This window comes from Kitasatospora sp. NPDC101155 (assembly GCF_044768305.1).
Taxonomy (GTDB): Bacteria; Actinomycetota; Actinomycetes; order Streptomycetales; family Streptomycetaceae; genus Kitasatospora.
In genome coordinates this window covers 77,199-102,597 of record NZ_JBIWPN010000010.1, presented here as the reverse complement: position 1 = coordinate 102,597, position 25,399 = coordinate 77,199, and the positions used below count along the sequence as shown (strand labels likewise).

Below are 25,399 nucleotides of genomic sequence, written 5' to 3'. Positions count from 1 at the left end.
CCGCATTTAGTCCCCACGAGTCCGCCCTGCCGTCCGCAGGCGCGGGGGCCGGGTATTTGCGGGCGCCGTTCTGGCCTTCCGGAAGCGGCGACGGGCGACAAGGGGTGGCTTACTGGACAGGCGGGTGGGCTCCGAGTTGGTCCAACCAGCGGAGTTGGGCGACCCTCGCTGTGATCGCCGGTTATCTGGCGCTTCCTTCAGATACCCGCACCCCTGTCGTTATTTGTCCATAGTAACCGCGGCACCCCTCCTCGCCGGAGGAGGTCGCCGCGCCTGTTTTCAGTAGCTGATTTGCTTTAACTGGTGTGGCCCCTCGGCTCGCCGAGGGGCCACCAGTTCCCATCTTCTCTAATTCTTTCACTCATTGGCGCGCCACCCCTCCTTACCCAAGGAGGAGCGGCGCAGTTATTTTCTTTTTATATCAGCTTCTTTTTTTTTGAAGGCTGGGCGGGCACCAGCCCCGCTCCGGCGGGGGCGGGGCTTCGCGCTGTCCGGTAACGCTTCGGCATCCTCCGCTCCACCGGCCATTGACACCCCGCTGACGCGGCCCGTACGGTCCTGTACAAGCAACTGGAAAGTTTCCTAACAGTTCCCGGCAACCGGCCGAAAGAGGAGGATTCCGGGCATGACCAAGAGCACCGTCAAGGCCCCCCTCGCCGGCACCCCGAGCCTCCTGCGCGCCATCAACGACCGCGCCGCCCTCGAACTCCTGCTGGCCAACGGCCCGCTCTCGCGCACCCAGATCGGCACCCTGACCGGGCTGTCCAAGCCCACCGCCTCCCAGCTGCTGGCCCGCCTGGAGGCGGCCGGGCTGGTCCTGCCGGTCGGCACCACGGAGGGCGGCCCCGGCCCCAACGCGCAGCTGTACCAGGTGAATCCGGCCGCCGGGTACGTCGCCGGGCTGGACGTCACCAACAGCGGGATCAGGGTCGCGATCGCCGACATCACCGGGACCACGCTGACCGAGCACGCCGTGTCGACCCGGGGCGTCCCGGCCGCCGGGACCGTCCCCGCGGTCGCCGCCGCCGTCGCCGGGGCGGTCCGGGCCGCGGGGCTCGGCCCGGGGAGCCTGCGCACCGTCGCGATCGGCCTCGGCGGCGCCCCCGACCCGGTCACCGGCAAGCTGCGCTACGCCTCCCACCTGCCGGGCTGGCACTCGCCGCGGCTGGTCGAGGAGCTGTCCGGGGCGATCGGCGCGCCGGTGTCGATCGAGAACGACGTGAACCTGGCCGCCGTCGCCGAGCAGGCCTCCGGCGCGGCGGCGGGCTTCGAGGACTTCGTCCTGCTCTGGGCCGAGGCGGGCGTCGGCGCCGCGATCGTGATCGCCGGACGCCTGCACCGCGGCTTCACCGGCGGCGCCGGGGAGGTCGGCTACATGCCGGTGCCCGACTCCCCGGTCGAGTGGGACGCCCGGCGGCGCAAGTTCGGCGGCTTCCAGGCCCAGGTCGGCGCACCCGCCGTCCGCGCCCTGGCCCGCGAGCACGGCCTCGGCGCGCCCAGCGCGGAGGAGTCGATCGCCAAGGCCCTGGCCACCCCGGGCGCCGGCGACACCTTCCTGACCGAACTGGCCGGGCGGCTCGCCGTCGGGCTGGCCGTGATCGTCGCCGTGATCGACCCCCAGCTGGTGGTCCTCTCCGGCGCGGTGCCGAGCGCGGGCGGCGAACGCCTGCGCGCGCTCGTCGAGGACGAACTGGCCCGGATCTGCCTCGCCCGGCCGGAAGTCCGCAGCAGTGCCCTGCCCGGCTCACCCGTCCTGCACGGCGCTCTGCAACGCGCCCTCGCCGACGCCCGCGAGGCGGTCTTCTCCACCCACTGACGCTCCCCCTGTCACCTCGTTCACCTGCACCCACCTCTCCCCTACCCCCACGCGGGACCCGAGGCAATGACGCCTGCCCGCGCACCTCCAGGAGGACCTCGAAGTGCACGCCACCACCTCCCGCAGAGGCCGTCGCACGATCGCCGCCGTCGCCGGCAGCGCCGTGCTGGCCCTGCTCGCCAGCGCCTGCACCGGTTCCAACGACGCGGGCGGCACCGACGACTCGGCCGGCGGCAAGGACGTCACCATCACCTTCTGGCACGGCTGGAGCCAGGACAACGAGGTGAAGGCGATCAACGACAACATCGCCGCCTTCGAGAAGGCCCACCCCAACATCCACGTCAAGACCGTGGGCAACATCGCGGACGACAAGGTCAACCAGGCCCTGCGGGCCGGCGGCGACGACGCGCCGGACGTGGTGTCCTCCTTCACCACCAACAACGTCGGCATGTTCTGCTCGACCAAGGCCTTCGTCGACCTCAAGCCCCTGCTGCAGAAGAGCGGCATCGACGCGGCCAAGACCTTCCCGGCCGCGATGCTCAACTACTCGCAGTTCCAGGGCGACCAGTGCTCTCTGCCGCTGCTCGGCGACGCCTACGGCCTGTACTACAACAAGAAGGCCTTCGCCGCGGCCGGCATCGCGAACCCGCCCAGGACCTTCAGCGAATTCGCCGACGACGCCAAGAAGTTGACCGTCCCCGACGGCGACTCGTACAAGCAACTCGGCTTCATGCCGCTGTACCACGGCTACGAGTCCCAGATCGAACACTTCCTCGGTCAGTACGGCCCCACCTACTTCAACGCCGACGGCAAGTCGAACATCGCCGCCGACCCGAAGGTCGCCGCGATGCTCAACTGGCAGAAGGGCATGGTCGACCAGCTCGGCGGCTTCGCCAAGCTGGACAAGTTCCGCGCCACCTTCGGCGAGGAGTTCAGCGCCAAGAGCCCCTTCCAGACCGGCCAGGTCGCGATGGCCATCGACGGCGAGTGGCGCACCGCCTCGCTCGCCGAGAACAAGCCCGACTTCGACTGGGCCACCGCGCCGTTCCCCGTCCCGGACGACCAGGCGGACACCTACGGGCGCGGCTACCAGACCGGCACCATCGTCGGCATCGCCAGCACCAGCAAGAAGCAGGCCGCGGCCTGGGAGCTGGTCAAGTACCTGACCACCGACACCGACGCGGTGGTCAACTTCGCCAACGAGATCCACAACGTGCCGAGCACCTTCGACGCACTCAACTCGCCGAAGCTGGTCAGCGACCCCAACTTCAAGACCTTCCTGGACGTCGCCAAGAACCCGCACTCCGGCACCACCCCGGCCAGCGTCAACGGCGGCGGCTACATCCTCTCGCTGCAGAACCTCGGCTACGACTACGAGTCCGGCAAGCAGGCCGACCTGCAGGCCGGCCTGGCCGGCACGGCGAAGCAGATAGACACCGACATCGCCCAGGCCAAGTAGGCGGCGGGAACGGTCCACGGAGCTCCCATGTCAATCGCGTTCGGCACCCGCAAGGGAGGCGCCCCCGAGGGCGGCGCCGCCAAGGGCACTGGGCCGGCCGACCCGGCGGCGTCCTCCACGCAGCGCCTGCTGCGCCGGAAGCGCCGCCGGGAGGCGGCCCGCGCCCTCGCCTTCCTCTCGCCCTGGCTGATCGGGTTCAGCGTCTTCTTCGTCTACCCGCTGGTCTCGACCGTCTACTTCTCCTTCACCCAGTACAACGGCTTCGGCGCGCCCAGCTTCAACGGGCTGAAGAACTGGGACTACGCCCTCGACGAGCTGCCGACCTTCTGGCAGGGCCTGCGCAACACCCTGTGGCTGGTCGTCGTCATGGTGACCCTGCGGGTCGCCTTCGGCCTCGGCGTCGGACTGCTGATCACCAAGATCAAGACCGGTGTCGGCTTCTTCCGCACGGTGTTCTACCTGCCGTACCTGGCCCCGCCGGTGGCCGCCACCGTCGCCTTCGCGTTCCTGCTCAACCCGGGCACCGGCCCGGTCAACCACCTGCTCGGCGAACTCGGCCTGCCGCAGCCCGGCTGGTTCGCCGACCCCGACTGGTCCAAGCCCGCGCTCACCATGCTCGCCATGTGGGGCGTCGGCGACCTGATGGTCATCTTCATGGCCTCGCTGCTGGACGTCCCCAAGGAGCAGTACGAGGCGGCCGAGCTGGACGGCGCCGGCCCGTTCCAGAGGTTCCGGTACGTCACACTGCCGAACATCTCGCCGATCATCATGTTCGCGGTGGTCACCGGGGTCATCCAGACCATGCAGTACTACACCCAGGCGATCGTCGCCGGGAAGGTCGCCAGCGGCATCGCGGGCAACTCCGGCCAGCCGTTCGAGCCGGGCTTCCCCCAGGGCTCCACCTGGACCCTGCCGCAGATGGTCTACAACCTCGGCTTCCAGCGCTTCAACTACGGCGCGGCCTGCGTCGTCGCCCTGGTGCTGTTCGCCATCTCGATGGCCGTCACCTCGATCCTGCTCCGCCGCCGGTCCGGCTTCATGGCGAGCGACGACTAGCGGACCGGATCGCGGACCGACCAGCGACCGACCAGCGGACCGGATCGCGGACCAATGAGGACTTCACCATGACTCTCAGCTCCACGCTCACCGAGGCGCCCTCCCCGGCCGGTGCCCCCCGGGCCGGCGGTCCCGCCGCCCGGGCCGCCCGGCGCCGCGCCGTGCTCAACTGGGTGGCCGTGCACTCCCTGGCGATCGCCGCCGCGCTGTTCTTCCTGCTGCCCTTCGTCTTCGTCTTCCTCACCTCGGTGATGGACGACCAGCAGGCGCTCACCACCGACTACTGGCCCACCCACTGGGAGTGGGGCAACTACGGCAAGGTGTGGGACACCCCCGGCTTCCTCACCTGGTGGCGCAACACCCTGGTGTACGCCGGCGCCGGCACCCTGCTGACCATCGTCTCCAGCCTGCCGGTCGCCTACGCGCTCGCCAAGTTCCGCTTCCGCGGCCGCAATCTGGCGCTGATGGCGGTCATCGCGATGATGATGCTTCCGCCCCAGGTCACCGTCATCCCGATGTACCTGTTCTGGGCCAAGCAGATGGGCATGGGCGGCTCGCTCTGGCCGCTGATCATCCCGATGGCCTTCGGCGACGCCTTCTCGATCTTCCTGCTGCGCCAGTTCCTGATGACCATCCCCAAGGAGTACATCGAGGCCGCCCGGATCGACGGCTGCGGCGACCTGCGCACCCTGCTGCGGGTGGTCCTGCCGATGGCCAAGCCGGCCATCGCCGCCGTCGCGCTCTTCCAGTTCTTCTACTGCTGGAACGACTACTTCGGCCCGCAGATCTACGCCAGCAACAACCACGAGGCCTGGACGCTCAGTTACGGCCTGGAGTCGTTCAAGGCCGCCCACCACACCAACTGGAACCTCACCATGGCCGCCACCCTGCTGGTGATGGCGCCGGTGATCGTCCTCTTCTTCTTCGCACAGAAGGCCTTCATCGAAGGCGTGACACTGACAGGGGTCAAGGGCTGATGTCCGCACTGAAGTTGGCAATCGTCGGCGGTGGTTCGACCTACACCCCGGAGCTGATCGACGGTTTCGCCCGGCTGCGCGACACCCTGCCGGTCGGCGAACTGGTGCTGATCGACCCGGCCGCCGAGCGGCTGGAGCTGATCGGCGGCCTGGCCCGACGGATCTTCGCCAAGCAGGGGCACTCGGCCACGGTCACCACGACCACGGACCTCGCAGCGGGGGTCGCGGACGCCGACGCCGTCCTGCTCCAGCTGCGCGTCGGCGGGCAGGCGGCCCGCGACCGGGACGAGACCTGGCCGCTGGAATGCGGCTGCGTCGGCCAGGAGACCACCGGCGCGGGCGGGCTCGCCAAGGCGCTGCGCACCGTCCCGGTCGTGCTGGACATCGCCGAGCAGGTCCGCCGGACCAACCCGGACGCCTGGATCGTGGACTTCACCAACCCGGTCGGCGTCGTCACCCGGGCCCTGCAGAGCGCCGGCCACAAGGCCGTCGGGCTGTGCAACGTCGCGATCGGCTTCCAGCGCAAGTTCGCGGCGCACCTCGGGGTCGCGCCGGAGCTGGTCCGGCTGGACCACGTCGGGCTCAACCACCTGACCTGGGAGCGCGGGGTGACCCTGCTGGACGGTCCCGGTTCCTCCGCCGGTCGGGAGGTGCTGCCCGAGCTGCTGCGGGACTTCGGCAAGGAGATCGCCGACGACCTCCACCTGCCGCAGCCCTTCGTCCAACGGCTCGGCGTGGTGCCCTCGTACTACCTGCGGTACTTCTACCAGCACGACGCGGTGGTCGAGGAGCTCAAGGCGCAGGGCTCGCGGGCCGCACAGGTCGCCGAGATCGAACGGCAGCTGCTGGAGCTGTACGCCGACCCCGGCTCGGACACCAAGCCGGAGCTGCTCGGCAAGCGCGGCGGGGCCTTCTACTCGGAGGCCGCCGTCCAGCTGATCGCGGCACTGCTGGGCACCGGCGGCGGGACATCCGTGCAGGTGGTGAACACCCGCAACGACGGCGTGCTGCCCTTCCTACCGGACGACGCCGTCATCGAGGTACCGGCCGAGGTGGACGCCGACGGCGTGCGGCCGCTGCCGCAGCGGCCGGTCGAGCCGTTGTTCGCCGGACTGGTCGCCGCCGTCACCTCGTACGAGCACCTCGCGCTCGACGCCGCCCTGCGCGGCGGACGCGACCGGGTCTTCGACGCCCTGCTCGCCCACCCGCTGGTCGGCCAGATCGAACTCGCCGACCGGCTCACGGACCTGCTGCTCGCCCACAACCGCGAGCACCTCGCCTGGGCCTGATCGGCCCGGTGCCCGACCCGCTTCGGATCGCTCCGGAGTACGGGCCGGGCGCGCAGCGAGGAGACCGACCACCCCCGGCCGGGCACCCCGGCCGGGCACCCCGGCCGGGGCTTGCGGCCGGGCCACGTACGAGCCGCGGGGACCCGATGACCCACCAGCCCGAACCACTCCTGCCCGGCGTACTCGCCATCGACGCGGGCAACTCCAAGACCGACGTCGCCCTGATCGGCGCCGACGGCACCGTCCTGGGCACCGCCCACGGCGGCGGCTTCGCACCCCAGAGGATCGGCGGCGCCGCAGCCGTCGCCGGCCTCGCTCCGCTGGTCGAGGAGGCCGCCGCGGCGGCCGGCCACCCCTCCTGGAACGGCGTGCTCACCAGCCACGTCAGCGCCTGCCTGGCCAACGCCGACCTCCCCGTGGAGGAGGAGGCGCTGCGCACCGCCCTCGAATCGCACCCCTGGGGCGCCAGCAACACCGTCGTCAACGACACCTTCGGCCTGCTGCGGGCCGGCACCGACGGCCCACGCGGGGTCGCGGTGGTCTGCGGCGCCGGGATCAACTGCGTCGGCCTGCTGCCGGACGGACGCACCGCCCGCTTCCCCGCGCTCGGCGAGCTCACCGGCGACTGGGGCGGCGGCGGCGGGCTCGCCCTCACCAGCATGTGGCACTCCGTCCGCGCGGAGGACGGGCGCGGCGGGCCGACCGCGCTGGCCCGGGCCATCGCCGAGCACTTCGGCCTGCCCAGCGCCGGGGCCGTCGCGGAGGCCGTCCACCTCGGGCACCTGCCGAGCGCCCGGCTGCACGAGATCGTCCGGGTGCTGTTCGCGGTCGCGGGCGAAGGGGACGCCACCGCCCTGGAGCTGATCGACCGACAGGCCGACGAGATCGTCCGGCTGGCCGTCGTCGCGCTGAGACGGCTGGACCTGCTGGACGTCCCCACCCCGGTGGTGCTCGGCGGCGGGGTGCTCGCCTCCCGGCAGCCGCTGCTGCTCGACAACCTCACGGCGCGCCTCGCCGAGGCCGCCCCGCTGGCCGAGCCGCGGGTGGTCGTCGCGCCGCCCGTCCTGGGCGCGGCGCTGCTCGGGCTCGACCACCTGGGCGTGGAGCCGACGGCGCGGGCGCGGGTGCGCGAGGTGTACGAGGCGCAGCGGCCGGTCGCGGCCTGAGGCCCTCCCCGGGTGCCGTCCCGAGACTTCCCGCCCCTGCCGGATCCGCACATCCGGCGGGGGCGGGAACCGTTCCCCGCGCGCCGGTCGTGCACCCGAGTGCGGACCAGCGCCGCCGCCCGGGGAGACTTGTGCCATGGCCGTGCCCCGCATCCTCCTCGCCGCCGCCGTGCTGACCGGCACCGCCCTGGCCTGCCTCACCGGCTGCACCCCCGCCGACTCCCGCCCGACGGTGAACGCGGCCTCCTCCGCCGCCGCCCTCGCCGACGAGGGCGCCGACGACCCGCTGGACGACGGGGACGACCTCGCCGACGACGAGGCCGCCGACTCCCCCGGCGCCGGCACCATCGCCGCCCCGGACCCCGGCTACCCGTGCCCGGCCCCCAGTCGACTGCCCGGCCACCAGGTGCTCGTCATCGTGGCCGCCGACCCGACCGGGCTCACCGCCCAAACCGGCCGCTACGGCTGCACCCCGCCCCACTACGAGGCCACCGGCACGCCCGTCCGCTACGGCTTCGCGGCGTCGGGCGTGACGGCGACGCTGGTCGACCGCCCGCACGGGGACGCGGCGAAGCCCGTCCAGCTGGACGAGCTGGTCACCCACCTCAACGACTGCCTCGCCGACCTCGACCCGGCCGACCCGTACGCCTGCTTCGGCAACGCCTACGACGTGGTGCTCGACTCGCACGGGGGGATCATGCGGATCGGGGAGATCGAGGGGCCGTAGCGGGCGAGGTGCGCGCCGGAGCACGGGTGTCGCCGGTGTTCCCGCGGACGGCGGTCGCAGTGGTGCGGACAAGGTAGGGCACCGACCGGGAGGCTGGGAAGGGGCGGTTGTGGCCTTTCGGTGCAGGTCGCGGGGAGGAGGCGGGGGGGCGAATACGGTGTAAACCGCACCCTCAACTGTTGAGATTCGGCTGCGCTACGCGTGTCAACAGCCCGTCAGCTGCCGCCTTTTGGCGTTCTATACGTTCGCCGGGGGTTCCCTTGGGGTTGGTCTTACTATCGCCGTCGTTGACCCGGTTTCGGCGGCGGTGCTTTGCTTCCGGCCGTCGGCGGTAAACCGGTGCCCCATCCCCACTTCACTGACTGTTCATGACGAACCGCCAGTGGTTCCGGGTCGCCGTCGTTGCTCCTCCCCATTTGTCCCCCACAGTGCCGCCGCGCCCCATCCGTGTGCGGTCGGCATGAGAGAGGAACCCTCACAATGGGCATGTCCCCCACCTCCCGCAAGGCGCGAGTCCGGGCCCTGACCGGCCTCAGCGCGCTGGCGCTGGCCGCCACCGGTTTCGCCGCCGCCCCGGCCGCCCAGGCGGACCAGCCGAGCAGCGAGTTCGCCGGGAACAGCCACCCGTACCGGCACGGCGTCGTCCCCACCAAGGAGAGCGCCCAGCACGCCAACGCCGCCTCCGCGGCCGCGACCCGGACGTCGAACCTGAAGTACGGCGGCGGCGTCGACGGCATCGGTGTCACCACCGGCGCCCCGAAGGTCTACGTGGTCATCTGGGGCTCCCAGTGGGGCACCGCGGGCACCGACGCCAACGGCTACACCACGATGTCCGGCGACCCGTCGGGCGAGGCCGTGCGCGCGCAGCAGCTGTACAAGGGCCTGGGCACCAACAACGAACTCTGGTCCGGCGTCCTGACCCAGTACTGCGAGGGCATCACCAAGGGCGCCACCACCTGCCCGTCGACCGCCGCGCACGTCGGCTACCCGACCGGCGGCGCGCTGGCCGGCGTCTGGGTGGACAACTCGACCGCCGCGCCGGGCCAGGCCACCGGCAACCAGATCGCCACCGAGGCCATCGCGGCCGCCGGGCACTTCGGCAACACCACCGCGGCCTCCAACCGCAACGCGCAGTACATCGTGCTCTCGCCGACCGGGACCCACCCGGACGGCTTCAACACCTCCACCGGTCAGTTCTGCGCCTGGCACGACTGGAACGGCGACACCACGCTGAGCGGTGGCGCGGCCACCTCGCCGTACGGTGACATCGCGTTCAGCAACAACCCGTACGTGACCGACATGGGCACCTCCTGCGGCCAGAACTACGTCAACAGCGGCAACGCGGGCCTGCTGGACGGCGTGACCATCGTGTACGGCCACGAGTACGCGGAGACCGTCACCGACCAGAACCCGGCCGGCGGCTGGACCGACTCCACGGGTGCCGAGAACGGCGACAAGTGCGCCTGGAAGGGCACCGGCGGCACCGGCGGCGCGCAGAACGTGAACTTCTCGACCGGCTCGTTCGCCATGCAGGCGACCTGGTCGAACGTGAACAGCTCCTGCCAGATCTCGCACGCGATCGTCCCCTGAGGCACCGCCTATGACGATCTGACACAGGGGTAGAGCGCCGGGGTGGGTTGTGCGGGCCCACCCCGGCGCTCGTCGCGTTCCCGGGGCGCGCCCCGGGCATGTCCTAGGAGGGCGCGACGAGGCCGAACTCGTAGGCGTGGATGACCAGATGGACCCGGTCCCGGGCGTCCAGCTTGGTGAACAGCCGGGCGACGTGCGCCTTGGCGGTGGCCACGCTGATGGTGAGCTCCTCGGCGATCTCCGCGTTGGACAGGCCGCGGCCGACCAGGGTCAGCACCTCGCGCTCGCGCCCGGTGATGCCCGCGGCGGACTTCCGGGGCCGGGCGGCGGCCTCCGGGCGGGCGGCGAACTCGCCGATCAGGCGCCGGGTGATGCCGGGCGCGAGCAGGGCGTCCCCGGCGGCGACCACCCGTACGCCGTCCAGGATGGTCTCCAGGGCCAGGTCCTTGACCAGGAAACCGCTCGCCCCGGCGCGCAGCGCGCCGTACACGTAGTCGTCGTCGTCGAAGGTGGTGAGGACGAGCACATGGGTGGGCAGGTCCGGGTCGGCGAGGATCCGGCGGGTCGCCTCGATGCCGTCCATGCCGGGCATCCGGATGTCCATCACGGCGACGTCCGGGCGCAGCCGGGCGACCAGTTCGACGGCCTCGGCGCCGTTGCCGGCCTCGCCGACCACCTCCAGGTCGGGGGCGTCGGCGATCAGCACCCGCAGACCGGTGCGGATGAGCGGCTGGTCGTCGACCAGGACGACGCGGATCACGGTCCCACCTCCAGGGCGGCTTCTTCGGGGATCGGCAGCCGGGCGGCGACGCGGAAGCCGCCCTCGGGGCGCGGGCCGGCGCTGAACTCGCCGTGCAGCAGGGCGACCCGCTCGCGCATGCCGGCCAGGCCGTAGCCGGTGCCGGGGGTGCCGGTCGCGGCGCCGGCGCCCAGGTCCACGACGGTGACGCCGAGTTCCCGGTCCTCGTACGCGACGGTGACGTGGCAGTCGCGGGTGCCGGAGTGCTTGACCACGTTGGTGACGGCCTCCTGGACGATCCGGTAGGCGGCGAGGTCCACCTCGGGCGGCAGGGTGCGGGCATCGCCGCGCCGGGTGAGCGCGACCCGCACCCCGGCGCCCGCCGCCTTCTCCACCATCCGCTCCAACTCGTCGAGCCCCGGCGCGACTTCGAGCGGCGCCGACTCCCCCTCGCCCTGCCGCAGCGCGCCCAGCATCCGGCGCAGCCCGGCCAGGGTCTCCCGGCTGGTGGCCTCGATGGCGTTCAGCGCCTTGCGGGTCTCGGCGGGCTGGGTGTCCATGACCCGGCTGCCCATGCCGGCCTGGATCGCGATGATGCCGATGTTGTGGGCGACCATGTCGTGCAACTCACGGGCGATGCGCAGCCGTTCGGCGGTGACGGCCTGTTCGGTGGCGCGCCCGCGCAGGGCCTCGGTGTGGGCGCGGCCCTGGTGGATCGTGTTGCCGACCAGCCAGGCGATCAGGACGGTCGCACCGAAGCCGGCGTAGGCGAGCGGGTTGACGGGGTAGTCGTTGACGGCACCCCAGAGCAGCAGCGCCCCGAGCGTGGCGAGCGGCAGCCCGAGGGCGCTCAGCGAGACCGCGCGGGAGCGGGTGGCCGCGCAGTAGCCGACCACGGCGTCGGCGATCAGGAACTGCAGCCCCGTGGTCTCCGGGACCTGCCACATCCCGAGCGCGAAGATGCTGCCCGCGAGCGCCACCGCGATGGCGGCCAGCGGCAGTCGGACCAGCAGGAACGCGACCAGGGTGGTGACCACGGCCGTGACCACCAGCGGCATGTCCTCGGGGTTGCCGTGGTAGTCGAAGAGGTGGCGCAGTTCGTCGGCCCGGGTGAAGAACCGGAACACCACCAAGGCCGTCCAGAGCGCCGCCACCCACACGCCCGCGGGCAGGCGCCTGAGCAGGGGCGGGCGGGGTTCGGTGATCATGACGCGATGGTAGCGGCGGCCGGTGCGGCGGCACATTGGCCCGCGGGAGTAATCCCGGGGGCGGGTGCGGCCGCTCCTCGTTGTGTCCCGCCGCCCGATGCCCGACCAGGGCCCTGACCGGCACCGTTGCCCCCGTGATCGAGATCGAGCGACTGACCAAGCGGTACGGCGCCACCACGGCCGTCGACCAGTTGACCTTCACCGTCCGGCCGGGCGCCGTCACCGGCTTCCTCGGCCCCAACGGCGCGGGCAAGTCCACCACGCTGCGGATGATCCTGGGCCTCAACACCCCCACCGGGGGCACCGTCACCGTCGACGGCGTGCCCTTCGCGAACCGGCCGCGCGGCCTGCGGCACGTCGGCGCCCTGCTGGACGCCGGGGACGTGCACGGCGGGCGCAGCGCCAGGGCGCACCTGTCGGCGCTGGCCCGCAGCAACCGGATCCCGCTCGGGCGGGTCGACGAGGTGCTGGCCGAGGTCGGCCTCGGCAAGGCCGCCGGCCGGCGGATCGGCGGCTACTCGCTGGGCATGAAGCAGCGCCTGGGCATCGCCGGCGCCCTGCTCGGCGACCCGCCCGTGCTGCTCTTCGACGAGCCGCTGAACGGGCTGGACCCCGAGGGCGTGCTCTGGGTGCGCGGGCTGTTCCGCCGGCTCGCGGACGAGGGGCGGACGGTCTTCGTCTCCAGCCACATGATGGCCGAGATGGAGCACACCGCCGACCACCTGGTGGTGATCGGGCGCGGACGGCTGATCGCGAACGAGAGCCTGGCCGAGTTCTCGGCGCGCAACGCGGAGTCGAGTGTGGCCGTGCGGGCGCCGGAACTTTCGCTGCTGGCCGACGCATTGCGCGCCGATGGCGCCGAAGTCGGCCTGGTCGACCAGCAGTTCGGCATCGTCACCGGAATGCCCGCCGAACGGATCGGCGAACTCGCGCTGCGCCAAGGCGTGGTGCTGCACGAGCTGGCCACCCGGACGTCCTCCTTGGAGTCCGCGTTCATGTCCCTGACCGCCGACAGCGTCGAGTACCTGGCAGGAGAGGCCCGTTGAGCACCATGACCGTCGATTTCCCGAAGACCGTCCACTTCGCCGAACCGGCACCCCGGTTCACCGACCTGCTCACCGCCGAGTGGATCAAACTGCGTTCGCTGCGGTCGACGTACTGGGTGCTGGCGCTCGCCTCGCTGGCGGCGATCGTGATCAACATCAACGCCGTCCACAGCGACCTGACGTACATCGACCACCCGCCGCCGCGGATGCCCGGCATGCCGCCGTACCGGTACGACCCACTGTTCCACGGCCTGAGCAACATCGCCTGTTACCTGATGGCGATCGCGGCCGGCAGCCTCGGGGCGATCACCGTGTTCGGCGAGTACACCACCGGGATGATCCGCACCACCTTCGCCGCGGTGCCGGACCGGCGCGGGGTGATCGCCGCCAAGGTGCTGCTGATCGGCGGGATCACCGCGCTCGCCGGGATCGTGGTGTCGACGCTGTCCTTCTTCACCACCAACGCGATGCTGGCCTCCCGGCACGTCGGACTCTCCATCACCGAAGGGGTCAGCCTGCGGGCCGTCCTCTCCTACGCGGCGATCGTGCCGGTCTGCGCGCTGATCGGGATGGCACTGGGCGCGGTGCTGCGGCACGCCACCGCCTCGATCGTGTCGCTGGTACTGCTGTTCTTCATCATGCCGCTGATGTTCGGCGGCGACCGCTACCGGTGGCTGCACGAGATCGGCAGCCACCTGCCGCTGGCCACCGTCGGCAGGCTCACCTACAACCCCCACTCCTCGACCACGACGAGCAAGTGGGCGCCCAGTGTGCTGGACGCCTGGATCACCATGGGGGTGTGGGCGGTCTTCGCGGTGGCGGTGACGGTGGTCGTGGTGCGACGGCGGGACGTGTGAAGTCCCTGATGATCACAGGATGTTGAGCCGCCGCGCGGTCCCGGCGGGCAGCCGGTACGGGCGTTCGGGCGGCAGCAGCCGCTGCGCCTTCGCCACCTGGCCCCCGCGGACCAGCGCGGCGATCCGCTGCACCTGCGGGGTGAGGTCGGTGAGTTCGGTGACCCACTCCTCGGCGAAGGTGCGGATCAGCGAGCGGCCGATGCCCACCTGGATGCTGTACTGGTTGAGCGCCGCCCCGCGCAGCGTCCGCTCCGGATCCCACTGCACATGGACCTCGGCGCGGGCCACCTCGTCCGGGTGGGCGGTGGTCAGCACGGCCCGGCCGAGCGCCTCCTCCCAGCCCTCACGGGTGATCCGGACCGCCAGCACCCTGGTCTGACCCGGCTTGCGGGCCCAGTTGCTGCGGTGCATCAGCCAGCGGAACGACGGCTTGATCCAGGTCATCCGTTGGAAGCTGAACGGCGGCACGAAGCGGCCCGCCGCCAGGGCCGCGTCGGCGACGGCCGGCGGGAAGGCCTGGTAGAGCACGATCGTGCGGCCGTCGTGGTCGGCGCGGATCTCGCGCAGTGCGGTCATAGGGCACCCCCTGGCCCCGCACGCTGCCAGGACGGGCGGGCCCGGCGCAACGGGATTGCCGGGCCACCGGATCGTCGGGGCTACGGGACGACCTGGGCGCCGATCATGCCACCGCCGCCTTGGCGAGGAAGGCGCCCAGGGTCGCGGCCGGGACGCCGCAGGCGGGGAGGAAGGTCGCCGCGCCGCCGTGGTGGGTGTGGACACGCCGGAGGAAGACGGTCATCGCCTCGGCGGGGGCCTGCAGCAGGGGGGCGGGGATGGTGAGGTGGCGGCCGTCGGAGTCGGTGACGCGGGTGGCGCCCTGCCCGTTGAGGGCGGTGCGGTGGCGTTCGGCGAGGTTGGCGAAGATCTGCGGGAGGGCGTCGGCGGTGCGGGCGTAGTCGGCGACGATGAGGTCGGCGGGGACGCCGAGGAGGTCGAGCAGGAGAGCGGTCAGCAGGCCGGTGCGGTCCTTGCCGGCGGCACAGTGGAGCAGGACGGCGCCGGGGCGGGCGGCGGCCTCGACGGCGACGGTGACGGCCTCGGGGGCGGACTCGGCGAGCAGCACGTAGAACTCGCCGAGGTCGGCGGCGGTGGTCATGGTGCTCATGCGGGCGGTGAGGGCGTCGGTGGCGGGGTTCACCGGGGCGGCGACGACGGCTATCCCGGCCTCCTCGGCGGCGGCCCAGTCCGCGGGGTGGGTCTCGCGGGGGTCGCGCAGGTCGACGATGGTGCGGATGTCGCAGGCGCGCAGCTGGGCGACGACGGCCTCGTCGGCGGCCGGGTACGGCTGGGCGGAGCGGTACAGCACCCCGGGGCGGATCCGCAGGCCCTCGGGGTCGCTGAGGAGGGCGGAGTCGCGGAAGTTGACCAGGGACATGCGAGGGGCCTTTCGGGTGAAGCCGCACACGGGAGGAGGAGGACATCCAGTAGGACATCTAGACGTCTAGATGTCCAATCCCTTCCGGGTGCGGGGCACCTCTCCATCCCACCGCTGTCGGCCGGCCACGGCGACCCGGGGCACCGCCCTCGGCTTCGTAGGATCGGGACCGTGGCGACGAATCCCCCGAGCACTCCTTCGAACACCCCGCTGTACCGCCGCCTGGCCCGCCGGCTCCAGGAGCGGATCGACGCCGGCGGCTACCCGGCGGGCGCGCGGCTGCCCAGCGAGCCGGAGCTGAGCGCCGAGTTCGGCGTGAACCGGTTGACCGTGCGGCAGGCGGTCGCGGAGCTGGAGCGGGCGGCCGTGGTGGAGATCCGCCGGGGCGTGGGCACCTTCGTCCGCCCGCCCGCCGTCCGGGTCTCGATCGCGGTGGACCCGCGCAGCCAGCGCTTCGACCTGGGCAGCGTGCACGAGGCCCTGCCCGAGGGGGGTCAGGGGGACGGCGAGTTCGTGGTCGCCGCCCCGCCGGTGACCGGCTCGGCGGAGGACGAGGAGGCGGCCCGCCAGCTCGGCCGAGCGCCGGACGAGCTGTCCCGGGTGGACTCGGTGATCCGCCTCGGCGGGCGGGCCCGGGCGGCCTGCAGCTACTGGGTGCCGTTCGGGCCGCTGCCCGCCGAGCTGGTCCGGCCCGGTCACGCCGGGAACCTGGTGCTGGACCTGGCCCGGGCGGTTGGGGTGGAGCTGGAGTACGACTGGCGAGCCTTCGGCGCGATCGGCGCGGACCTGGCGGACGCCGAGCTGCTGGGCGTCCCGGCGGGCACCCCGCTGCTGGTCCGGGAAGGCGTCAGCTGCACCCCGGACGGCACGCCGTCGCTCTACGTCCGGCGCCGGATCGACGGCAGCAGCGCGCGCTTCGTGCTGCACTTCCGTGAGCGTTAGCGGCGTCGACGGCGCCAGACCCCCGCCCGTAAGGATGCTGCTAAAGTTCACCGCCGAAATTCAGGCCGCACGGGGGGGTGGCAGGACAGCGTGACCGAGGCGAACGAGTGCGACATACCCACCGAACTGGCCGAGGCCTACCTCGCCCTGCTCACCGACGTCTCCCGCACCGGGCGCCTACTGCGCCGGGAGGAGCTGGAGGGCCTGCGCCGGCTCGGTGAGCAGTGCGCCGAGGCCGGTCACGGGCTGCGCGAGGTGGTCGCCCAGTGCCTGGCGACCGCCCGGCGGGCCTGGCAGACGCTGCCCGGCACGACCGCAGCGAGCAGCGTCGGCGAGCTGCGCCGGATGGGCGACGCCGTGCTGGCCTTCACCGATGCCGCACTGGCCGCGCTCGGCGAGGGGCACGAGCGGGCACAGCGCCTGGCGGTCCGTCACGAGGAGGCGGCCAGGCGGGAGTTCATCGACGACCTGCTGTTCGGCCGCAGCGACCTGGGCCTGCTGGCGGAGCGCGCGGAGCGGTTCGGGCTACGGCTGGCGGGCGCGTACACGGTGGCGGTCGCGGTCGGCGACGAGCCGTTCGCGGACGTCCATCCGCTGGTGCACCGGGTGGAGCGGGAGCTCGCCGGGCGGTTCGGCGAGCGGGACGTGCTGCTGGCCAGCAAGGACGGCCGGCTGGTGTGCATCGCCCCGGACTCCGAGCGCGCCGTGCTGGAGGCCTTCGGTGACCTGACGCTGCGCCCGGGCCCCGGCTACCGCCCGGTGCTGCGGGTGGCGACCGGCCGCCGGCACTCGGGCGCCAGCGGGGTGCTGCGCAGCTACGAGGAGGCCCTGGACGCGCTGGACTACGCGCAGCGCCTCGGCCTGCCGGCCCAGCAGCTGAAGGCCGAGGAGCTGCTGGTCTTCCCGGTGCTGATGCGCGACCGGGCGGCGATGGCCGACCTGGTGCACAGCGTGCTCGGCCCGCTGACCGAGGCGCGCGGCGGCGCCCGTCCGCTGCTGGACACCATCGCGGTGCAGGCGGAGGCGGCGTACGTGAACGCGGAGGCGGCGCGCCGGCTGGGGCTGAGCGTGCGCACGCTGAGCTACCGGCTGGAGCGGATCAAGGCGCTCACGGGCTACGACCCCTCCGACGCGTTGCAACGCTTCACCCTGGAGACGGCGGCGATGGGCGCGCGACTGCTGAACTGGCCGGAGCAGCCGCTCTAGGACCCGGCCGCAAACCCCGGATGACCTGGTCGGGGCCGTCCTGTTGCCCGGTTGTCGCAATGTCACCGGGAGCGCGCGTACCAGGGTGTCAAAAGGCCGTAAAGATTGCCGGATCCTGGCAATGTGCGGACGCCGCTCCCGCTGCCATGATCTCCCCGGCGCCGAAGCGCGACGCCGGGGGAAAGACGGGGGAGCGTGGCCGGGATGGGGGGATTCTTCGCGGCCGCGCTGGCCTTTCCGACGGCGCTGTTCAGCTTCGCGCTCGTGGTGGTCGTCGGGTACTGGCTGCTGATGCTGTTCGGCGGCCTGGTGCCCGGCGCTCTGCACGGGGGGCACGGCGCCGGACACCACCTGGGTGCCGGGCACGCCGGGCATGTGGGCCAGGTGGGTCACGTCGGGCACGGTGTCGGGGGGCACGGTGTCGGGGGGAGCGTGGCCCACGGGGCGCCCGGCGGGGGGATCGCCCACGGCGCGCACGGCGCCCACGGTGGTGACGGCGCCCACGGGGAGAGGGGCGCCGTCCACCACGCGGGCGTGCTGGACGCGCTGGGGCTGGGCGGGGTGCCCGCGACGGTGGCGGTGTCGCTGCTGGTCGCGCTCGCCTGGTTCGTCAGCCTGGCCGGCACCGTCCTCACCTCGGGGGCACCGGCGCGCAGCGGCGTGTTCGCCGTCGCGCTGGTCGCCTCCTGGGCGGGCACCCGGGTGCTCGTCCGGCCGCTGCGGCGGCTGTTCCCCGAGGACCGGCCGATCACCCGGGGGGACTTCGTCGGCCGGGTCTGCGTGATCCGCACCGGCCGGGTGACCCCCGACTTCGGGCAGGCCGAGGTCACCGCCGAGGACGGCTCCACCGCGACCGTCCAGGTCCGCGTGCTCGACGCCGAGCCGGGTCTGACGGCCGGCCGCACCGCCCTGATCTTCGACTACGACGCGGACGGCGAGCACTTCCTGGTGGCGCCCTTCGACCCGTCGCCGCCGGGCATCTGACCACTCCCCCGACGCATCGTCATCTCACCTTCTCCTTCACCTACTTCGCACCACCGTCTCGTCAAAGGACACCGTGATGGACACCATCGCCGTGGGTTTCGGCGTACTCGTCGCCGTCCTGCTGCTCATCCTGCTCGCCCTGCTGCTGTTCGTGGGCCGTCTGTTCCAGAAGGTCGAGCAGGGCAAGGCACTGATCGTCTCCCGGACGAAGAAGGTGGACGTCACCTTCACCGGCACGATCGTCCTGCCGATCCTGCACAAGGCCGAGTTGATGGACATCACCGCGAAGACGGTGGAGATCCATCGGGCCGGCCGGGACGGGCTGATCTGCCGGGACAACATCCGGGCGGACATCCGGATCTCCTTCTTCGTCCGGGTGAACAAGACCGTCGAGGACGTCATCAAGGTGGCGCAGTCGATCGGCACCGCCCGGGCCAGCGACCCGCAGGCGATCCAGGACTTCTTCGCGGCCAAGTTCGCCGAGGCGCTCAAGACCGTCGGCAAGCAGCTGGACTTCACCGACCTGTACACCCACCGGCACGAGTTCCGGGACCAGATCATCGCGATCATCGGCACCGACCTCAACGGCTACACCCTTGAGGACGCGGCCATCGACCACCTGGAACAGACCCCGATGAGCCAGCTGGACGGCGACAACATCCTGGACGCCCAGGGCATCCGCAAGATCACCGAGCTGACCGCGATCGAGCACGTGCGCACCAACGAGTACCAGCGCACCGAGGAGAAGGAGATCACCCGGCAGAACGTGGACGCCCGGGAGACCGTCCTGGAGCTCGAACGCCGCCAGGCCGACGCCGAGATCCGCCAGCGCCGCGAGATCGAGACCCTGCGGGCCAAGGAGGACGCGGTGATCGCCCGGGTGCAGGAGGAGGAGCGGCTCAACGCCCAGACCGCCTTCCTGCGCACCGAGGAGTTGCTCGGGGTGCAGCGGGAGAACCAGGCCCGCGAGGTCGCGGTGGCGCAGAAGAACCGCGAGCGGGTGATCGCGGTGGAGAACGAGCGGATCGAGAAGGACCGCCTGCTGGAGGTGGTCGGCCGCGAGCGGGAGACCGAACTGGCCGTGATGGCCAAGGAGAAGGAGGTCGAGTCCCGCCGGCGGGAGGTCGCCGACGTGGTCCGCGAGCGGGTCGCGGTCGAGCGCACCGTCGCCGAGCAGGAGGAGGCCGTCAAGACGCTGCGCGCCACCGAGGAGGCCGAGCGGGTGCGCAAGGCGGTGGTCATCCAGGCCGAGGCCGAGGCGCAGGAGAAGCTCGTCAAGGACATCAAGGCCGCCGAGGCCGCCGAGCAGGCCGCCTCGCACAAGGCCCGCGAGGCGCTGGTGCTGGCCGAGGCCCGGCAGCAGGCCGCCGAGCTGGACGCGGCCGCCAAGGTCAAGCTGGCCGAGGGCATCCGGGCGGAGGCCGCCGCCGAGGGGCTGGCCCGGGTGCAGGTGCGCGAGCAGGAGGCCGCGGCGGTGGAGAAGGTCGGCCGCGCCGAGGCCGCCGTGCAGGCCGAGAAGGCGAAGGCGGCCGCGCTGGAGGTCGGCGCCAAGCTGAAGGCCGAGGCCGAGGGCCTGACCGAGAAGGCCGCGGCGATGGCCAAGCTGGACGATGCCTCGCGCGAGCACGAGGAGTACCGGCTGCGGCTGGCCGCCGAGAAGGACGTCCGACTGGCCGGGCTGGACACGCAGCGGCAGATCGCCGAGGCGCAGGCCGCGCTGGTCGCCGCCGGGCTGGAGAAGGCGAAGATCGACATCGTCGGCGGGGACTCGGTCTTCTTCGACAAGCTGGTGCAGTCGGTGACGGCCGGCAAGAGCGTGGACGCCTTCGTCGGCCACTCGGAGACCGCCCAGGCCCTGGCCGGGCCCTGGCTGGACGGGCGGGCCAGCTTCACCGAGGACCTCACCCGGGTGCTCTCCTCGGTGTCCACGGCGGACGTGCAGAACCTGACGGTCTCCGCGCTGCTGCTGCAGCTGATCGGCACCGGCGGCGAGCAGGCCGGACAGCTGCGCCGCCTGCTCGACTCGGCGAAGAAGCTGGGCATCGCGGAGACACCGATCGGGGCGCTGGCCGGCGCTTCCGTCAACGGCTCCAATTGACGACCCGCTGAGCGACCGATCCCCTGAGGAACTGACCGTGGACGCCCTCGACGACACCCGGCTCGACGCCGGCACCTACGAGGTCCTGCGCGACCGGCTCGCCCGGTCCGCCGCCGAACTCGCCGACCGCGCACAGGCGTTGAACGCCCGCCGGGTCGCCGAGTTCGGCGGCGGGGAGCTGCGGCTCACCGGCACCGGGCGGCTGACCACCGCCCGGGCCTGCCTGCCCCAGGACCTCACCGCCGCCGGCGGGCTGCTGCTGCTCGGCACCCGGTCGGTCGACGTGGCGGACGGCGCCGAGGACTTCGCGGACCTCCTCAGCCTCCACCAGCCGGACCTCTCCCCCGCCCCCGCCGACGGCACCCTGCTGGACGACCCGCGGCTGCGCCAGGACCTCGCCGAGCTGCGCCGCTACTTCCGCGACGCCCGGCTGGAGCGGCTGCGCCCGGTCGGCGGCAAGCTGCTCGCCGTCTTCCGCACCGGCCCGGCCGCCGCCGACGTCCGCGTCCTGCGCTGGCTGCTCGATGACGAGCGGGCCGCCTACCGGGACGGGCGCGGCGAGCGCGACCACACCCCCGCCGACGGCCAGCAGCTGGAGTGGACGGCGCTGACCCGCGACGACCAGCTGCCCGCCGCCCCCGGCACCCCGCCGCGCGCCGACCTCGCCGGCCGGCTCCACCTCGGCGTGGACGGCGGCCGGTTGAGCCTGCTCACCCCCGACGGCCGGGAGCTGCACCACGAGCCGCTGGCCGAGGCCCTGCAGACCCTCGCCGACGCCCAGATCGCCCACACCCGGCTCGGCACCCTGCTGCTGGTGCGGGTGCGCCCGTACCAGGAGGAGACCGTCCGGCACCTGGTGGTGCACCTGCCCACCGGGAAGGTCACCCGGATCGACGCGCTCGGCCGGGCCTGCCTGCGGCTGCCCGCCGACCAGGGCGTGGCCTTCCCCGGCGGCTGCCACCTCGTCGACGGCACCGTGCGCACCTTCGACCAGCCGGTGGACGGCCTCGCGTACGAGCGCACCGTCCTGTCGCCCAACGGCGAGGACGTGCTGTACGAGTTCCGCTCCGCCGCCGACGGGCGCGCGCTGCTGCAGCCGTACAACAGCGTCCGCCAGGAGGCCGCCGCCCCGCTCGCCTGCCAGGGCTACGCACTGCTCGCCGACGGCACCCTCATCGCTCTGCGCCCGGCCGAGGACGGACCCACCCGGCTGCACCCCGTCCAGCTCTGGCAGAGCCCGTTCACCAGCGAGCGCCACGCCGCCGACCAGCCGCCCGGCACCGGCCCGTTGGCCCGGATCGGCAACGCCGACCTGGTCCGCGGCCTGGCCGACTGCCTGGCCCTGGCCCGGCTGGCCGCCGCCGGGGCCGACACCCCGGCCGGCCACCAGGCCGTGCTGGCCGCCTGCACCCGCACCGCCGACCGGCACCACTGGCTCGGCCAGAGCGGCCTGGGCGACCTCGCCGCGCCGCTCGCCGAGATCCGCGACACCGCCCGGCAGGTGGTCGCCGAGTACGAGGCGATCGCCCAGCTCACCGCGCACGCCGCCGGGCGGACCGAGGAGGCCGCCGAGCACGTCGAGGGCCTGTTGCGCACCGCGCGCGGTGAGACCCTCGCCGACGCCGCCGAGTGGGTCGACCGGCTGGCCGGGCTGCGCCGCGCCCAGGGCCGGGTCGAGGCGCTGCGCGAGCTGCCGCGCTCGGACCGGGAACGGATCGACGCGCTCGCCGAACACCTCGCCCAGGGACTCGCCGAGGCCGCCGAACGGGCCGTCGGCCAGCTCGCCGAGCCCGCCGCCTTCGAACCGCACCGGCGGCGGGCCGTCGGGCTGGCCGAGCGCTGCGCCGCCATCGCCACCGCCGCCGAGGCAGAGCCCCTCGGTGTCGAGCTGGGCACCCAGGGCGAGGCCCTGCAGACCGTCTCGGAGCTGATCGGCACCCTCGACCTGGCCGACGCCACCACCCGCACCGCGATCCTGGACCGGCTCGCCGACGTGCTCGGGCTGCTCAACCGAGCCCGCAGCACGCTCACCGTCTGCCGCCGGGAGCTGCGCACCCGCGAGGCCGCCGCCGAGTTCGCCGCCGAGACCGCACTGCTCGCCCAGGCCGCCACCACCGCGCTCGCCGCCGCCGACACCCCCGAGGCCTGCGACGACCAGCTCGGCCGACTCCTGCTGCGGATCGAGCAGTTGGAGACCCGCTTCGCCGACGCCGACCCGGCGCTCGGCGAACAGCTCGCCGACCGGCGCACCGAGCTCCACGACGCCCTCACCGCCCGCCGCCAGCACCTGCTGGAGGAGCGGGCCCGCCGCGCCGACCGGCTGTCCGCCTCCGCCGACCGCATCCTCGACACCCTGCACCGGCGGCTGGCCGCCCTCGGCACCACCTCCGAGATCGACGCCGCCCTGGCCGCCGACCCCAGCGCCGTCAAACTACGCGACCTCGCCCGGCAGTTGACCGGACTCGGCGACCGGGTCCGCGCCGAGGAGCTGACCGGACGGCTGCGCGCCGCCCGCGGCCGCGCCCACCGGGCGCTGCGCGACCGGGCCGAACTCGCCGGGGACGGCCCCGGCACCCTGCGGCTGGGCCGCCACCTGTTCGCGGTCACCACCCAGCGACCCGAACTCACCCTGCTGCCCTGGCGCGGCCGCCCCGCCTTCAGCCTCACCGGCACCGACTACCGCTCCCCCGTCACCGACCCGGCCTTCGCCGCCACCGAGCGCTACTGGGCCCGCCCACTGCCCTCGGAGACCCCGACGCTCTACCGCGCCGAGTACCTGGCCGCCAGCCTGCTGCTGGCCGCCCGACCGGGGACGCTGTCGGGCACCCTCACGTCCGACGCGGACCTGCTGGAGCACGTCCGACGGGCCGCCGAGCAGCGCCCGGACGAGGGCTACCAGCGCGGGGTCCACGACCACGACGCGGCACTGGTGCTCCGCGCCCTGCTCGAACTCGGCGCCGAGGCCGGTCTGTTGCGACACCCGGCGGACGCCCGGGCGGCGGCCCAGCTGTACTGGGCGCACGGCACGGACGAGCGGCAGCGGCTGGTCTGGCACACCCGGGCCCGTTCGCTCGACCTCGCCCGGCAGGCCTACGGGCCGGTGCCGGCCCTGGACGCGCTGGCCGCCGAACTGTCGGCCGCCGTCGCGGGGTTCACGCCGGGCGCGCTCGGCGCCGGAGACTACCTGGTGGCCGAACTCGCCGCCGCCACACCGACCTTCGTGTACTCGGCCGGGGCGGCGGCGCTGCTGGAGAAGTTCCGCGCCGCGCCCGAGTCCGCCGGGTTGACGGAGGCGCTGGCCGCACTGCCGGAGGAGCCGTCGCTGCTCCCCGCACGGCGCCAACTGGCCTCCGCCTGGCTGGAGTCGGCCGCCGCCGACGCCGACCCGGGCGACCTCGCCGAGGCCGCCGCCGTGCTGCTCTGCCCCTCGTTGCCGCGCCGCCCCGCCGAGGGCGCCGTCGCCACCCGGCTGACCGGGCTGCTCGGCGACCACCCGCGCGTCTCCGGCGGGCGGCTGGACCTGCGTCTGGACGAACTGCTCGCCCGTGTCCGCGAGTTCGAGGACGTCGAGATCCCCGGCTACCGCGCGTACCAGCGACTGCGCGGCGAACTGCTGGCCGCCGAGCACGCCCGGCTGCGGCTCGACCAGTACCGGCCCGCGCCGCTCAACGGCTTCGTCCGCAACCGGCTGATCGACCAGGTGTACCTGCCGCTGGTCGGCGACAACCTCGCCAAGCAGCTCGGCACCGCGGACTCCGGCGGGCCGGTGGACCGCAGTGGCCTGCTGCTGCTGGTCTCGCCGCCCGGCTACGGCAAGACCACCCTGGTCGAGTACCTCGCCGAGCGACTCGGCCTGCTGCTGGTCCCGGTCAGCGGCCCGGCGCTCGGGCACCGCGTCACCTCGCTGGACCCGGCCGAGGCCCCGGACGCCACCGCCCGGCGCGAGCTGGAGAAGCTCAACTTCGCCCTGCACGCGGGCGACAACGTGCTGCTCTACCTGGACGACGTCCAGCACACCTCGCCCGAGTTCCTGCAGCGCTTCATCCCGCTGTGCGACGCCCAGCGCCGACTCGACGGCGTCTGGGACGGCGAGGCCCGCGAGTGGGACCTGCGCGGCAAGCGCTTCGCCGTGGTGATGGCCGCCAACCCGTACACCGAGTCCGGCCGGCTCTTCCGGCTGCCCGACATGCTCGCCAACCGCGCCGACGTGTGGAACCTCGGCGACGCCGTCGCCGGGCGCGAGGACGTCTTCGCGCTCAGCTTCGTCGAGAACGCCCTGCCCGCCAGCCCGCACCTGGCCCCGCTCGCCCATGCCGAGCGGGAGGACCTGGACACCCTGCTCGCGCGGGCCTCGGGCACCCCGGGCGGGCAGCTCGCGGGCGCCTGGCCGGCCGCCGAGGTCGAACGGATGACCGCCGTCCTGGCCGGGCTGCTCCACCTGCGCACCACCGTTCTGGCCGTCAACCGCGCCTACCTGGCCTCCGCCGCCCAGGACGACCGCGCCCGCACCGAGCCGCCCTTCCTGCTCCAGGGCTCCTACCGCAACATGGCCAAGCTCGCCCAGCGCCTCGACCCGGCGCTCACCCGCCCCGAGCTCGACGCCCTGCTCACCGACCACTACCGCGCCGAGGCCCAGCCGCTGGGCGCCGACGCCGAGGCGCAGTTGCTGAAGCTGGCCGAGCTGCGGGGCACCCTGACGCCGGAACAGGCCGAGCGCTGGGCGGAGCTGAAGCGCGCCTGGCGGGCCACGGACCGAATCGAACGGCCTTGACCTCAACCGCACTTCAGGTCCTACGGTCGGCCA

Annotated in this window: 19 protein-coding genes; 15 read left to right on the top strand and 4 right to left on the bottom strand. The window is 73.1% G+C overall.

Annotation, left to right across the window (positions count from 1 at the left end):
* Positions 1-625 precede the first annotated feature (625 nt).
* From ACIRYZ_RS17395 to ACIRYZ_RS17360, 8 genes are all read left to right on the top strand, one after another.
* Positions 626-1,816: an ROK family transcriptional regulator gene (locus tag ACIRYZ_RS17395; RefSeq protein ID WP_402944860.1), complete on the top strand. Its 1,191-nt coding sequence runs from the start codon at positions 626-628 to the stop codon at positions 1,814-1,816.
* Positions 1,817-1,919: 103 nt separating this feature from the next.
* Positions 1,920-3,275, top strand: a complete 1,356-nt coding sequence (locus ACIRYZ_RS17390) for an ABC transporter substrate-binding protein (protein ID WP_402944857.1) — start codon at positions 1,920-1,922, stop codon at positions 3,273-3,275.
* A gap of 27 nt (positions 3,276-3,302) precedes the next feature.
* Entirely contained in the window at positions 3,303-4,331 is a 1,029-nt protein-coding gene (locus tag ACIRYZ_RS17385; protein WP_402944854.1) for a carbohydrate ABC transporter permease, read from the top strand.
* 68 nt (positions 4,332-4,399) lie between these two features.
* Positions 4,400-5,308, top strand: a complete 909-nt coding sequence (locus ACIRYZ_RS17380; protein ID WP_393026025.1) for a carbohydrate ABC transporter permease — start codon at positions 4,400-4,402, stop codon at positions 5,306-5,308.
* 8 nt (positions 5,309-5,316) lie between these two features.
* Positions 5,317-6,597, top strand: a complete 1,281-nt coding sequence (locus tag ACIRYZ_RS17375; protein WP_402945233.1) for a 6-phospho-beta-glucosidase — start codon at positions 5,317-5,319, stop codon at positions 6,595-6,597.
* A 146-nt stretch (positions 6,598-6,743) separates the two neighbouring features.
* A complete protein-coding gene (locus ACIRYZ_RS17370) occupies positions 6,744-7,763 on the top strand; it encodes an N-acetylglucosamine kinase (protein ID WP_402944851.1) in 1,020 nt (339 codons plus the stop codon).
* A gap of 136 nt (positions 7,764-7,899) precedes the next feature.
* On the top strand, positions 7,900-8,490 hold the full coding sequence (locus ACIRYZ_RS17365) for a hypothetical protein (protein WP_402944848.1): 591 nt from the start codon (positions 7,900-7,902) through the stop codon (positions 8,488-8,490).
* Positions 8,491-8,976: 486 nt separating this feature from the next.
* Positions 8,977-10,080 carry a hypothetical protein gene (locus ACIRYZ_RS17360; RefSeq protein ID WP_402944845.1) on the top strand — a complete coding sequence of 368 codons (1,104 nt, stop codon included), beginning with the start codon at positions 8,977-8,979 and terminating at the stop codon, positions 10,078-10,080.
* Between the two features lie 103 nt (positions 10,081-10,183).
* Here ACIRYZ_RS17360 and ACIRYZ_RS17355 read toward each other — a convergent pair whose 3' ends face one another.
* Positions 10,184-10,840, bottom strand: a complete 657-nt coding sequence (locus ACIRYZ_RS17355) for a response regulator (protein ID WP_402944843.1) — start codon at positions 10,838-10,840, stop codon at positions 10,184-10,186.
* On the bottom strand, positions 10,837-12,027 hold the full coding sequence (locus ACIRYZ_RS17350) for a sensor histidine kinase (RefSeq protein ID WP_402944840.1): 1,191 nt from the start codon (positions 12,025-12,027) through the stop codon (positions 10,837-10,839). Before ACIRYZ_RS17350 ends, ACIRYZ_RS17355 begins: the two co-directional genes overlap by 4 nt.
* A 134-nt stretch (positions 12,028-12,161) precedes the next feature.
* On the opposite strand from ACIRYZ_RS17350, the gene ACIRYZ_RS17345 reads away from it, so the two are divergent.
* The gene (locus ACIRYZ_RS17345) at positions 12,162-13,073 is read left to right on the top strand and encodes an ABC transporter ATP-binding protein (RefSeq protein WP_402944838.1); all 912 of its coding nucleotides are present in this window, start codon (positions 12,162-12,164) and stop codon (positions 13,071-13,073) included.
* A complete protein-coding gene (locus ACIRYZ_RS17340) occupies positions 13,070-13,930 on the top strand; it encodes an ABC transporter permease (protein ID WP_402944836.1) in 861 nt (286 codons plus the stop codon). The genes ACIRYZ_RS17345 and ACIRYZ_RS17340 overlap by 4 nt, the downstream gene beginning before the upstream one ends.
* A gap of 12 nt (positions 13,931-13,942) precedes the next feature.
* On the opposite strand, the gene ACIRYZ_RS17335 is transcribed toward ACIRYZ_RS17340, so the two are convergent.
* Together ACIRYZ_RS17335 and ACIRYZ_RS17330 are read right to left on the bottom strand one after the other, a co-directional pair.
* Positions 13,943-14,506: a DUF4291 domain-containing protein gene (locus ACIRYZ_RS17335; RefSeq protein ID WP_402944833.1), complete on the bottom strand. Its 564-nt coding sequence runs from the start codon at positions 14,504-14,506 to the stop codon at positions 13,943-13,945.
* Between the two features lie 103 nt (positions 14,507-14,609).
* A complete protein-coding gene (locus ACIRYZ_RS17330) occupies positions 14,610-15,365 on the bottom strand; it encodes a tyrosine-protein phosphatase (protein WP_402944830.1) in 756 nt (251 codons plus the stop codon).
* Positions 15,366-15,536: 171 nt separating this feature from the next.
* Here ACIRYZ_RS17330 and ACIRYZ_RS17325 point away from each other — a divergent pair, with 171 nt between their 5' ends.
* From ACIRYZ_RS17325 to ACIRYZ_RS17305, 5 genes are all read left to right on the top strand, one after another.
* The gene (locus ACIRYZ_RS17325; RefSeq protein ID WP_402944827.1) at positions 15,537-16,307 is read left to right on the top strand and encodes a GntR family transcriptional regulator; all 771 of its coding nucleotides are present in this window, start codon (positions 15,537-15,539) and stop codon (positions 16,305-16,307) included.
* 90 nt (positions 16,308-16,397) lie between these two features.
* Positions 16,398-17,513 carry a PucR family transcriptional regulator gene (locus ACIRYZ_RS17320; RefSeq protein ID WP_402944824.1) on the top strand — a complete coding sequence of 372 codons (1,116 nt, stop codon included), beginning with the start codon at positions 16,398-16,400 and terminating at the stop codon, positions 17,511-17,513.
* Positions 17,514-17,717: 204 nt separating this feature from the next.
* The gene (locus ACIRYZ_RS17315; RefSeq protein WP_402944821.1) at positions 17,718-18,497 is read left to right on the top strand and encodes a hypothetical protein; all 780 of its coding nucleotides are present in this window, start codon (positions 17,718-17,720) and stop codon (positions 18,495-18,497) included.
* A 76-nt stretch (positions 18,498-18,573) separates the two neighbouring features.
* Positions 18,574-20,595: a flotillin family protein gene (locus ACIRYZ_RS17310; RefSeq protein WP_402944819.1), complete on the top strand. Its 2,022-nt coding sequence runs from the start codon at positions 18,574-18,576 to the stop codon at positions 20,593-20,595.
* Positions 20,596-20,632: 37 nt separating this feature from the next.
* A complete protein-coding gene (locus tag ACIRYZ_RS17305) occupies positions 20,633-25,366 on the top strand; it encodes a DNA repair ATPase (RefSeq protein WP_402944818.1) in 4,734 nt (1,577 codons plus the stop codon).
* Positions 25,367-25,399 lie beyond the last annotated feature (33 nt).

What these genes read in the sequence shown, in the direction of transcription:
- ACIRYZ_RS17315 (WP_402944821.1), top strand. Translation starts at nt 17,718, where the DNA reads ATGGGGGGATTCTTCGCGGCCGCGCTGGCCTTTCCGACGGCGCTGTTC.
- ACIRYZ_RS17330 (WP_402944830.1), bottom strand. Translation starts at nt 15,365, where the DNA reads ATGTCCCTGGTCAACTTCCGCGACTCCGCCCTCCTCAGCGACCCCGAG.
- ACIRYZ_RS17310 (WP_402944819.1), top strand. Translation starts at nt 18,574, where the DNA reads ATGGACACCATCGCCGTGGGTTTCGGCGTACTCGTCGCCGTCCTGCTG.
- ACIRYZ_RS17360 (WP_402944845.1), top strand. Translation starts at nt 8,977, where the DNA reads ATGTCCCCCACCTCCCGCAAGGCGCGAGTCCGGGCCCTGACCGGCCTC.
- ACIRYZ_RS17335 (WP_402944833.1), bottom strand. Translation starts at nt 14,506, where the DNA reads ATGACCGCACTGCGCGAGATCCGCGCCGACCACGACGGCCGCACGATC.
- ACIRYZ_RS17385 (WP_402944854.1), top strand. Translation starts at nt 3,303, where the DNA reads ATGTCAATCGCGTTCGGCACCCGCAAGGGAGGCGCCCCCGAGGGCGGC.
- ACIRYZ_RS17365 (WP_402944848.1), top strand. Translation starts at nt 7,900, where the DNA reads ATGGCCGTGCCCCGCATCCTCCTCGCCGCCGCCGTGCTGACCGGCACC.
- ACIRYZ_RS17380 (WP_393026025.1), top strand. Translation starts at nt 4,400, where the DNA reads ATGACTCTCAGCTCCACGCTCACCGAGGCGCCCTCCCCGGCCGGTGCC.
- ACIRYZ_RS17370 (WP_402944851.1), top strand. Translation starts at nt 6,744, where the DNA reads ATGACCCACCAGCCCGAACCACTCCTGCCCGGCGTACTCGCCATCGAC.
- ACIRYZ_RS17395 (WP_402944860.1), top strand. Translation starts at nt 626, where the DNA reads ATGACCAAGAGCACCGTCAAGGCCCCCCTCGCCGGCACCCCGAGCCTC.
- ACIRYZ_RS17350 (WP_402944840.1), bottom strand. Translation starts at nt 12,027, where the DNA reads ATGATCACCGAACCCCGCCCGCCCCTGCTCAGGCGCCTGCCCGCGGGC.